Source organism: Shewanella colwelliana (assembly GCF_001735525.1).
GTDB lineage: Bacteria > Pseudomonadota > Gammaproteobacteria > Enterobacterales > Shewanellaceae > Shewanella > Shewanella colwelliana.
On sequence record NZ_MCBT01000048.1, the window covers coordinates 280,513 to 291,325 of the forward strand.

10 protein-coding genes and 2 tRNA genes are annotated in these 10,813 nt (G+C 44.4%); 11 read left to right on the top strand and 1 reads right to left on the bottom strand.

From position 1 onward, the window contains the following. Positions 1-98: 98 nt before the first annotated feature. The 4 genes from BEL05_RS19045 to BEL05_RS19060 all read left to right on the top strand — a co-directional run bounded on the left by BEL05_RS19045 (position 99) and on the right by BEL05_RS19060 (position 3,122). Positions 99-1,286 (top strand): lytic murein transglycosylase, encoded by a 1,188-nt coding sequence (locus BEL05_RS19045; protein ID WP_069672109.1) that lies wholly within the window; start codon positions 99-101, stop codon positions 1,284-1,286. Positions 1,287-1,349: 63 nt separating this feature from the next. Beyond that, positions 1,350-2,225: a WYL domain-containing protein gene (locus tag BEL05_RS19050; protein WP_069672110.1), complete on the top strand. Its 876-nt coding sequence runs from the start codon at positions 1,350-1,352 to the stop codon at positions 2,223-2,225. A gap of 111 nt (positions 2,226-2,336) precedes the next feature. Continuing rightward, complete coding sequence (locus BEL05_RS19055; protein WP_069672111.1) at positions 2,337-2,819, top strand: FKBP-type peptidyl-prolyl cis-trans isomerase; 483 nt, start codon at positions 2,337-2,339, stop codon at positions 2,817-2,819. A 78-nt stretch (positions 2,820-2,897) separates the two neighbouring features. Then, positions 2,898-3,122 (top strand): DUF3389 family protein, encoded by a 225-nt coding sequence (locus BEL05_RS19060; protein ID WP_028761995.1) that lies wholly within the window; start codon positions 2,898-2,900, stop codon positions 3,120-3,122. Here BEL05_RS19060 and BEL05_RS19065 read toward each other — a convergent pair whose 3' ends face one another. Further along, entirely contained in the window at positions 3,123-4,115 is a 993-nt protein-coding gene (locus tag BEL05_RS19065) for a glutathione S-transferase family protein (RefSeq protein WP_069672112.1), read from the bottom strand. It abuts the gene before it with no gap. Between the two features lie 167 nt (positions 4,116-4,282). On the opposite strand from BEL05_RS19065, the gene BEL05_RS19070 reads away from it, so the two are divergent. The 7 genes from BEL05_RS19070 (at position 4,283) to BEL05_RS19100 (ending at position 10,797) form a co-directional block, all read left to right on the top strand. Next, the gene (locus tag BEL05_RS19070) at positions 4,283-4,954 is read left to right on the top strand and encodes an alpha/beta hydrolase (RefSeq protein WP_069672113.1); all 672 of its coding nucleotides are present in this window, start codon (positions 4,283-4,285) and stop codon (positions 4,952-4,954) included. Positions 4,955-5,300: 346 nt separating this feature from the next. Continuing rightward, positions 5,301-7,016 (top strand): bifunctional UDP-sugar hydrolase/5'-nucleotidase UshA, encoded by a 1,716-nt coding sequence (gene ushA, locus BEL05_RS19075; protein WP_069672264.1) that lies wholly within the window; start codon positions 5,301-5,303, stop codon positions 7,014-7,016. Positions 7,017-7,368: 352 nt separating this feature from the next. Then, positions 7,369-8,013, top strand: coding sequence for a UvrY/SirA/GacA family response regulator transcription factor (gene uvrY / locus BEL05_RS19080; protein WP_028761991.1), 645 nt, complete (start codon positions 7,369-7,371; stop codon positions 8,011-8,013). Positions 8,014-8,044: 31 nt separating this feature from the next. After that, positions 8,045-9,874, top strand: coding sequence for an excinuclease ABC subunit UvrC (gene uvrC, locus BEL05_RS19085; protein WP_028761990.1), 1,830 nt, complete (start codon positions 8,045-8,047; stop codon positions 9,872-9,874). A gap of 47 nt (positions 9,875-9,921) precedes the next feature. Then, complete coding sequence (gene pgsA / locus BEL05_RS19090) at positions 9,922-10,479, top strand: CDP-diacylglycerol--glycerol-3-phosphate 3-phosphatidyltransferase (protein ID WP_028761989.1); 558 nt, start codon at positions 9,922-9,924, stop codon at positions 10,477-10,479. A 139-nt stretch (positions 10,480-10,618) separates the two neighbouring features. Then, a tRNA-Gly gene (locus BEL05_RS19095) sits at positions 10,619-10,694 on the top strand. Between the two features lie 29 nt (positions 10,695-10,723). Further along, a tRNA-Cys gene (locus BEL05_RS19100) sits at positions 10,724-10,797 on the top strand. Positions 10,798-10,813 lie beyond the last annotated feature (16 nt).

Genomic DNA, 10,813 nt, shown 5'->3' on the forward strand with positions numbered 1-10,813 from the left:
ACCAATCGTTATGATGTCTTATCGCTATCTCTTTTTAAGGTTGGTCAGTTTCAAGGTGGCGAGTATAACCAACCGCTGATTATCTAGGAGTATCCAATTTGAAAACATTGCTCACTATCGCCTCTGCACTCTTGGTTTCTGGGGTAAGTAGCCTCAATGCGACGGCAAATGAATTTGACAGTTGCGTGGCCTCATTAAAAGAGAAAGCGACGCAAGCGGGTGTCTCCCAAACGACCATTGAACAGACTTTGGGGCAGGTTAAGTATGTCACTCGAGTGATTGAGCTTGATAAGAAACAACCTGAATTTAGTCAAACCTTTGATAACTATTTCACTAAGCGTGTTACGGATTGGCGCGTGAAAGAAGGGCGCCGACTGCTGAAAGAACATCGCGTCTTGCTAAAACAGTTACAGCAAGAGTACGGCATACCGCCACAATATTTGATGGCTTTTTGGGGGTTAGAGACAAACTTTGGTTCTTACAAGGGTAAAATGCCTGTTATTGATTCATTGACTACCTTGGCGTGCGACCCAAGACGCAGCAACTACTTTACTGGCGAACTCATTCAGGCATTAAAATTAAAGCAAGCTTATCAGTTTGATACCAAAGATATGGTAGGTTCATGGGCGGGGGCGATGGGTCATACGCAGTTTATGCCTTCTGCCTATGCAAAATACGCTATTGATGCCGATGATGATGGCAAAGCAGATTTGTGGAACAGTACTACTGACGCATTAACATCGGCCGCCAACTTTCTCAATCAGTTAGGCTGGGTGCGTAATGAACGCTGGGGCAGAGAGGTTCGATTGCCTGCAAACTATGACTTTAGTCAACTAGGACGTAAACAAGCGCAGCCACTTACACAGTGGGCGACAACGGGTATTACCCAGGCCAATGGACAACCATTGGCAACGCCTGACATGCAGGCGTCCTTATATGTACCTGCTGGCCATACAGGTCCCGCATTTCTTGGATACAGCAACTTTGATGTGATTATGCGCTGGAATCGTTCTGAATTTTATGCAATTGCGGTGGGCAACTTAGCCGATAGGATTAATGGTGGGGCGCCGCTGACAGTGGCACCACCAAAGCAAGATAATATCAGCCGCGAAAGATTAAAGCAGTTACAAAGTGCGCTTAATGACAAGGGCTTCGATGTTGGTAAGCCCGATGGTGTGTTAGGGACCAATTCTCGTGCGGGTTTGCAAGCTTATCAACGCAGTGTCGGCTTAATTGCTGATGGTTTCCCTAGCGATCAGACGTTTAAGTCGCTTGGAATACAATAGTTCCTGCAGGGTGTGCTCTGTGTGGTGTAAAAACGTTTCGTTATGGTGTCGAGGTATTAGCTCATGGATGTGATGGACAAACTGTCTCATGGTCAACGTCAGCGATTGGCGTTTATTGATTTTAGTTTGCAATACTTTGCGCAGGTTTCGCGTCAAGATCTTATTGCAAAGTTTGCTACAGGTTTAGCGGCTGCAACACGAGATCTTGCCAGTTATAAGGCGTTAGCACCCCAAAACATGCAGTTGGTTCATCAAACTAAACGTTATCATCGCTGTGATACATTTAAGCCTCTGTTTGACCACGATCCGGAAGTGATTTTGCATGGGCTTGCTAACGGATTTGGTGATGGTTTGTCACATCCTGTTGAACCCAGCCAAATCTGTATTGCCGCCGTTCAGCTTATTCACCCGAATACAGAGATCATTGCCGCGCTGATGCGGGCCATACAGCATCAGCGTGCGATCGCAATGACTTATGTGTCGGTATCTTCAGGTGAGAAACAGCGAGAAGTGGTACCCCATACATTAGTTAATAATGGTCAGCGTTGGCACGTAAGAGCATTTGACCGTCACCATCAGATTTTTACAGACTTTGTCGTGACGCGAATAAAATCTGTCGGGGTGTCAAGCATTGAGCCCTACGATCATGAACTTGCCGCGCTAGACCAACTTTGGCAGCAACTTGTGGAATTGGTGTTGATTCCTCACCCAAGTCTTAAGCATGGAGAAGCGATTGCACTAGACTATCAAATGCGTGATGGGCAGTTAGTCATCAGTAGTCGTGCCGCGTTAGCGGGCTACTTATTACGTCAATGGAGCGTTGATTGTTCGATAGGACATCAAATTCGCACTGGCGTTTGTCAGCTGGCCCTAGATAACACTGATGTGTTGGCGCAAATCGAACATTTGGCTATTGTGCCTGGTGCCAAGGGAAGATAGCGCCAGCTTGCTTAAAGAGAGGCTTGAGGCGCAATAATAGCGCTAGAGCAACAGCGCAACATTTGTTAAGCTGCGTCGCAATTAAATTTGATAGAGATTCAAGGAAATCTGATGAGCATTAAAGATGATATGGTTGTTCAGTTTAACTACACCCTTCGTGATGAAGCGGGTGAAGTATTAGAGACCAATGAAGGTTTAGACCCAATTGCGTATCTTCATGGCCATGACAATATGATGCCAGGAGTTGAAAATGCGATCGCTGGACGCGAAATTGGTGACAAATTCTCGGTTACCTTACCTCCTGAACAGACTTACGGTGTTCGTAATGAAGATGCAGAGCAGCGTGTTTCTGTTAAACATCTGCAAGGCGCAAAAGTGTGGAAAGCGGGCATGCGTGCACTGATTAATACAGATCAAGGACAACGCCAAGTGACCATCATTAAGGTGGGCAAGTTTATGGCCACCGTCGATGTAAACCACCCATTAGCGGGTCGCGAGTTAACGTTTGAGCTTGATGTTGTTGACGCGCGTGATGCTACCGACGAAGAGATTGCCCATGGTCATGCCCATGGTGTAGGTGGTCATCACCACTAAGCGAGTAGGTTAATGATGTGATATAAACCCAAACAGTTGTTTGGGTTTTATTTTTTGTGCCTTCACTGGAGTCGTTTTATGGTGTTAGATTTTACGCAAGGCAAGCTTATTTTATCCCCTTTTGAGTTGCAGATTAAGCTAACGGCCTTACCGGTGACGCTTTATGCAATGGCCGAAGATATTAAGCTAATTAGTGATGCATTGATGATCGTAGCCGATGCTGGCGCGGTACGTTGGCACTGTAAACTTGACTCATTGACACAGATGGAGGTTGTTGCGACCGAGCTTGGGCTTGATCTGTAACTAACCGCGATTATGTGCCGATAATAGATCCAGTTGCGGACCGTTTGGTACAACCCTTGTGGGGTTGATTTGTCCATGGCTGAAGTAATAATGCTGCTTTATATGTTCAAAGTTTACCGTCTTGGCAATATTTGGATACTGATATAACGCCTTCATATAGTGCTGAATTGCACTCATGTCAGCAATACGATTTCGATTGGTTTTAAAGTGGCCCACATAAACTGCGTCAAAGCGGATTAAGGTGGTAAATAGCCGCCAATCAGCCTCCGTTAAGGTGTCTCCTACCAGAAACTTTTGCTTGCTGAGTAACGCTTCGACTCTATCTAATGCACTAAAAAGTTTGTCAAAGGCGGTATTATAGGCAGATTGTGTGGTCGCAAAGCCACAGCGATAGACACCATTATTAATATCGCTGTAGATCCATGCATTGATCTGGTCAATCTCATTTCGTAATGCTTTTGGGTAAAAATCTAATTCGTTACCCGTCAACGTATTAAACTCACTATTAAACATTCTGATGATTTCAGATGATTCGTTACTGACAATGGTGTTTAAGGATTTATCCCACAATACAGGCACGGTTACGCGGCCACTGTAATCTGGTTTGGCTGTTTGGTAAATCTCATATAAGAAATCTTTGCCATTGAGTCTGTCGCTTTCAGCGCCGTTAATATGGCTTGCTATCTCACTCTGCTTAGGGCCGCTAAACTCCCAGCCGTTGGCAAGCATATGGGGTTCTACTGTGGTCACACCGATATGGGACTGCAATGCTTTGAGTTCTCGGAAGATCAGTGTCCTGTGTGCCCAAGGGCAAGCCAGAGACACATAAAGATGATAGCGCTGGGATTCAGGCGTAAACCTCGGTGTTGGCTTGCCGTCACTTGGCGCACAGATCTGTTGACGAAAAATGGCGTCTTCTCGTTCAAAGTTCCCTTCATTTTTATCGGTAGAGTACCACTTATCGACCCACTTGCCGTTTTGTAAAAGGCCCATTATCGCTTCCTGTTATCACTGTTGAAACCTAGTTTAGGTTGCAGAATGTCGATATAAAAGCACATATTAGCGGTTTAATCATTCGATGTTTTAGAACTGTTGGGGTCGCTGCAGTTATCCTGCTATGATCTGCGCCATCAAAAATTTTGCCGTTTAAAGGAAGATAAATGTCGAGCCAACCATTAGAGCGAATTACGATAGAACCCCAGCAGCAAGCCAAGTCTTGTGTGATCTGGTTACATGGCCTCGGTGACTCCGGCGCGGGTTTTGCGCCAGTAGTACCGTTACTCGGCCTTCCAGATACCATAGGAGTTAGGTTTGTTTTTCCTCATGCGCCAAGCATTTCTGTCACCATTAACCAAGGTTACGTGATGCCAGCTTGGTATGACATCAAAGGAATGGAGCTTGAAAACCGAGCCGATATGGCTGGTGTACAGCTATCTGAAGTGGCCATTAATACGCTCATTGATGAACAAATGGCATTAGGTATTCCAGCGAATAAAATTGTATTAGCAGGCTTTAGTCAAGGTGGCGTAATGAGTCTGTTTACTGGCCTACGGTACCCTCATACCTTAGCGGGCATCATGGCGCTATCCTGTTACTTACCCACAGGTACGCAACTCCCCGATCAATTGAGTGATGCTAATCGTAATACACCTATCTTGCAGCAGCATGGCGAGCAAGATGATGTGGTGCCAATGCAAGCAGGTAAGCAGGCTTTTGACCTGATTTCTGCAGCGGGGTATCAAACCCAGTGGCAGACGTATCCAATGGCGCACAGTGTTGTTCCTAATCAGTTACAAGATATTGGTAAATGGTTGCTTGCGCGTCTCAAATAAGTTGGTTTTAAGTTTTTGCTTATTTTAAGGACTGTATATTAATTGGCGGCATTGTTCTGTAATTAGGAAGGTGTCGCCTTTTTTTTATTATTTTAAGTTGCTGATATTCAATGAGTTGAATCAAAATAAATGCTATCTAAATCATGGTAAATGTCATCAATAACTTGTTGCTATGGTGATTACTTTCATCAAGAAAACAATTAATGTTAATGTTTTGTTTTAAGTTGCTGTTTTTATTTGGAATAGTTACATTTTATGTAACTTGTTTTGCTATATTCATCGCGGTTTAACCTTCTGATGCCAATTCAATATTTGGTGATTAATAATGATAACTAGGGTTGATGTGATGAATAGTAAATGGCTTAAAAGTATATTAGCAACCACTGTCATAGCAGTGTTGGTTGGTTGTAATAGTAGCGATGATAAAGTAGAAACGGCATGCGAAGCGGCGGGAGATGGCTGTAAAACCTTTACGCTTATTCATACTAATGATAATCATGGTCGTTTCTGGCAAAACAGTAATGGTGAGTACGGCATGGCGGCGCGCAAGACGGTGATTGCGAAAATTCGTGATGAAGTTGAGCGTAATGGCGGTGAAACAATTTTACTTTCTGGTGGCGATATCAACACCGGTGTCCCTGAATCCGATATGCAGCAAGCTATTCCTGATTTTGTTGGTATGAACCTACTTGGCTATGATGCGATGGCAGTAGGTAATCATGAGTTTGATAACCCACTGAGTACCTTAGATATGCAGCAAACGTTGGCGAATTTTCCAATGCTTGCGGCGAATATCTATTACAAAGATAGTAATGAGCGCTATTTTGAACCGTATCGAGTATTTGAGGTAAATGGGCTAAAGATTGCCATTATTGGCTTCACTACAATTGACACTCCCAAAGTGACCAACCCTGAAAATGTAGGGAGTTTAACCTTTACCGACCCTCAACTCGAATTACCTAAAGTATTAGCTGAGATTGAGCAAAATGAATCCGTTGACATGGTGTTTGCACTAACCCATATGGGGCACTATGCCGATGGTAATCATGGTACAGAAGCACCGGGAGATGTGATGCTGGCGCGCTCTGTTGAGCAAGGCAAGTTACAAGCTATTATTGGTGGCCATTCGCAAAACCCAGTGTGTATGGAGGGTGATGAGTATGCCGACTTCACGCCAGGTGATACCTGTAAACCTGACTTTCAAAATGATACCTTTATCATGCAAGCTCATGAATGGGGCAAGTATGTCGGGCGTGCTGATTTTGAATATATGGACGGTAAGCTGACGTTAGCCAACTATCAGCTGATCCCTATCAATTTAAAGGTTGAAAACGAGGCTGGGGATCTAGAGTACGCCACCCAAGAGATCACGCCTGATTCATTTGTTTACGAGACCTTAAAGCCTTATCAAGAACGCGGCCAGGAACTACTCGATGTCGTTATTTCGCATACCGATGGCCGTTTTGAAGGTGACCGAGAGGTGGTAAGGGCACAACAAACCAATTTAGGTCAGCTATTAACAACCGCCTACTCACAATTCATCACTGACAATTTTGCGGTAACCGCTGACTTTGGAGTGATGAACTCAGGCGGGATACGCGCATCGATTGAGGCGGGGAACATCTCCTATCGTGACGTGCTAACGGTGCAACCTTTCGGTAATTTTGTCTCATATGTGACCATGAGTGGTGAAGAGGTTGAAAAATACCTTGCCGAGATAGCGGTTAAAACAGGTGGCGGGTTCCCACAACTCAATGCAGTAAGAATGGATGTTGATTGTGACGCTGGTAAGGTTGATATTGCACAACTAGGGGGAAGGGCGTTCGACTTAGCACAAAACTACACGTTTGCGCTAATCCACTTTAGTGCTGCGGGCGGTGATGATTATCCTGTCATTAATCAGCATCCAAATTATATCGATACGCAGCTTACCGATGCATCAGTGTTTCGTGAATATTTTGTCAACCATCCCAATTTGAAGGTCGCAGACTATGCACCCGTTGACGGTCAGCTTCAGTTTCATAAGGGGGGGGCATTAGTTAATAGCTGTGCAGGCAACTAAGCTTAACCTAATACATTGATTGTAAGTGCCTAGAGTAGAATGCTCGTGCTGTGATGACATTCGTTTTCAGGTGCTAGATATATGTTTATGTAAGGCAGCCTCTGTGCTGCCTTTTTTCAGTTTAGGCTGTCTCTATCGTTTCATTTCATGTTTAGGTGTTCAGCAATTGTATATAAGCCTGTGGTACCTGCTGATTATTTGTGCAGAAATAAAAATATAGTTCACTTATAATTCATAAGCTTATACAAAACCACATTATGCTTTCTTATTCGCAACAATTGGGATAAATTACTTTGTGTTATCCTACGTAAACCAATGTCGGTTTAGTATTCGCTATCAGGGTAGAGTTAAGTTGATATCTGTATATTTGGTTGATGATCATGAATTAGTTAGAACGGGCATTCGTCGTATTCTCGAGGACGAGCGTGGCATTAAAGTGGTGGGCGAAGCTGGTGATGGTGAAGCTGCTGTGCAGTGGTGTCGTAACAATGAAGCCGACGTGATTCTGATGGATATGAATATGCCTGGCATTGGAGGACTTGAGGCGACCCGTAAGATTTTACGCTATCAGTCCCATGCTAAAATTATTGTTTTGACCATACACAGTGAAGATCCCTTCCCAACTAAAGTGATGCAAGCGGGCGCGTCAGGATATTTGACCAAAGGGGCGACGCCACCTGAGGTGATTCAAGCGATTAGACAAGTTGCCCACGGTCAACGTTATTTGTCGCCAGAGATAGCCCAGCAGATGGCCTTAAGTCAATTTAGTCAAACTGAAGAAAACCCTTTTAAATCGCTGTCCGAAAGAGAGTTGCAGATCATGATGATGATCACCAGTGGTGAAAAAGTCAGTGATATCTCCGAGCAACTTAATTTGAGTCCTAAAACAGTGAACAGCTATCGTTATCGCCTGTTCGCGAAATTGGGGATCAGTGGTGATGTAGAGTTAACGCGGTTAGCGATTCGCTACAAAATGCTCGATACTGGCCAGTTTTAACTGACTAAAGCTAAACAGACAAGCATAGCGAATGACTGACTCTTTTAATGCGGCACTGTTTCTTAAATCGGTTTCCTCTTCTGCAGGCGTCTACCGCATGTATGATGCTCGCGGAAGCGTTATTTATGTTGGCAAGGCTAAAGATTTAAAGAAGCGTCTCAGTTCCTATTTCAGACGCAACCTACCTAATGTAAAGACTCAAGCCTTAGTCTCCCACATCGCTAATATTGATGTGACATTAACCCACAGTGAAACCGATGCACTGATCCTTGAGAATGATTACATTAAGCAGTACATGCCCAAATACAATGTGCTGCTGAGAGATGATAAGTCGTATCCCTATATTTTTTTAAGTGGCCACAAACATCCGCGACTCGCCTACCACAGGGGGCCTCAGCGCGAAAAGGGCCACTATTTTGGGCCTTATCCCAATGGTGGGGCCGTGAGAGAAAGCCTGCACCTAATGCAGAAACTGTTTCCCATCCGACAATGTGATGATCTCTATTACAAAGCTCGCTCTCGTCCCTGTTTGCAATATCAGATCGCACGCTGCAGTGGTCCATGTGTGGCAAAGGTTTCTGATGAGGAGTATCAAGAACAGGTCAAGTTAGCGACCCTTTTTCTAAAAGGCAAAGATCAGCAAGTGGTTGGCGAGCTAGTAGGGAAGATGGAAACAGCCTCACAATCCCTTCAGTTTGAAGACGCTGCGCGGTATCGTGATCAGATCAGTGCTCTGCGGCGGGTAGCCGAGCAGCAAGAAGTTTCAAACGATAGTGGAGACATGGATGTAATTGGTGTCTATTACTCCTCTGGGATTGCCTGCTTTCATCTGTTGTTTATTCGCAGCGGAAAAATATTTGGTAGTCGTAGCTATTATCCTGCAATACCCGATAAAACTGAGTTGTCAGAAATTTTGCGGGCATTTATGCTGCAATTTTATCTCAACTTTGACAGTCAACGCACTTTGCCCAAAGAGATTATTGTTAGCCATGCGTTTGATGATATTCATGAACTTGAATTGGCGATAGAGCAAGCATTATCAAAAAGCGTTGCGATAAAAACCAAAGTACGTAGCGAGCGAGCCAGCTTTTTACGCATCGCCGAAACCAACGCTCATCATGCAGTTGAAACGCGTTTATCCCATCAAAATACCGTAGAAGAGCGCTTTTTATTGTTAGAAGAAGCCTTGGAGCAAAGCCAAGCCATTGCGCGTATGGAGTGTTTTGATATCAGTCATACGATGGGAGAAAGTACCGTAGCCTCCTGCGTTGTATTTAACCGTCAAGGGCCGAGTAAAGCTGATTATCGGCGTTACAACATTAACGACATTACACCAGGGGATGACTACGCAGCGATGAAGCAAGCCATCTCAAGGCGCTTTGATAAGATTGATGCCTCAGGGAAAATTCCTGACATCTTGTTTATTGATGGCGGAATAGGGCAGCTCCGAATTGCGCAGAAGGTGGTTAATGAAAAATTTGTTCACCTTGATGTGGCCCCCACGTTGATTGGTATCGCCAAAGGAGAAGGGCGAAAACCTGGACTGGAAACGTTAATTTATGGTGAAAATGAGATAGCCTTTAATTTGCCAGCAGATTCTGGTGCGTTGCACTTAATTCAACATATTCGTGATGAATCCCATCGCTTTGCCATCACGGGTCATCGAAATAAGCGTCAGAAAACCCGCAATACATCAAGCCTTGAGTCTATTGCTGGCGTCGGGCCCAAACGGCGTAAAGCACTGCTCCAATATTTGGGGGGATTGCAACAAGTTAAAGGGGCTAGTGTGGCTGAATTGGCAAAAGTACCAGGTATTAGCTTAGAAATGGCACAAACAATACATGATGCATTGCGAGGGTAACAAAATTAAGGCAAGATTGGCGCTGCTTTTAAAAAATTGGTTTTATGATGCCGTTTAATGTTCCGATAGCACTTACTCTTTTCAGGTTGCTTTTATTACCTGTTTTCGTTGTTCTTTTTTATACGAGCTACTCTTGGTCGCCATTTGCTGCGGCATTTGTTTTTTGGTTGGCAGCGGTCACCGATGCGCTAGATGGCTATGCAGCGCGTAAATTAAAACAATCGACTCGCTTTGGTGCTTTTTTAGATCCCGTCGCCGATAAGATAATGGTTACTACAGCCTTAGTGTTATTGGTGGCTGAATACAACCATATTTGGTTAACGTTACCTGCATTGTTTATGATTGGCCGTGAAATCGTGATATCTGCATTACGTGAGTGGATGGCTGAGATTGGCAAGCGCGGCGCAGTAGCAGTATCCTGGATTGGCAAATATAAAACGGCTGCACAGATGGTGGCAATTGTTGGGCTTATTTGGCGTCCTAATGAATTTTTGACTTATACAGCGATTGCACTCTTTTATGTTGCCGCAATACTGACTTTTTGGTCTATGGTCAGCTACATAATGGCTGCTTGGAGTGATTTAACCGACGAATCGCACAATTAAAATGCAATGCGATCACTAAGTGTTCAAACGGTTGGTTAATACAAAATATGGCGTTGACACTGAGGCGTAAATCGGTAGAATGCCATTCCGCAGTCAGGGGAAACATAGCGTTTAATATGATTGCAGTTGGATACAAAAGGCGACATTAGCTCAGTTGGTAGAGCGATACCTTGCCAAGGTATAGGTCATCGGTTCGAACCCGATATGTCGCTCCAATCTTTTAGATTGGTTAGGTTATTCAAAAGGCGCGATGGCAGAATGGCTATGCTGCGGATTGCAAATCCGTCGATCTCGGTTCGACTCCGGGTCGCGCCTCCACTTTAAGTTTTAACGC

Bases quoted from the DNA above. Each gene is read 5' to 3' on its own strand.
- BEL05_RS19065 (WP_069672112.1), bottom strand. From the start codon at position 4,115: ATGGGCCTTTTACAAAACGGCAAGTGGGTCGATAAGTGGTACTCTACC.
- BEL05_RS19050 (WP_069672110.1), top strand. From the start codon at position 1,350: ATGGATGTGATGGACAAACTGTCTCATGGTCAACGTCAGCGATTGGCG.
- BEL05_RS19055 (WP_069672111.1), top strand. From the start codon at position 2,337: ATGAGCATTAAAGATGATATGGTTGTTCAGTTTAACTACACCCTTCGT.
- uvrC (WP_028761990.1), top strand. From the start codon at position 8,045: ATGACTGACTCTTTTAATGCGGCACTGTTTCTTAAATCGGTTTCCTCT.
- BEL05_RS19070 (WP_069672113.1), top strand. From the start codon at position 4,283: ATGTCGAGCCAACCATTAGAGCGAATTACGATAGAACCCCAGCAGCAA.
- ushA (WP_069672264.1), top strand. From the start codon at position 5,301: ATGAATAGTAAATGGCTTAAAAGTATATTAGCAACCACTGTCATAGCA.
- BEL05_RS19060 (WP_028761995.1), top strand. From the start codon at position 2,898: ATGGTGTTAGATTTTACGCAAGGCAAGCTTATTTTATCCCCTTTTGAG.
- pgsA (WP_028761989.1), top strand. From the start codon at position 9,922: ATGCCGTTTAATGTTCCGATAGCACTTACTCTTTTCAGGTTGCTTTTA.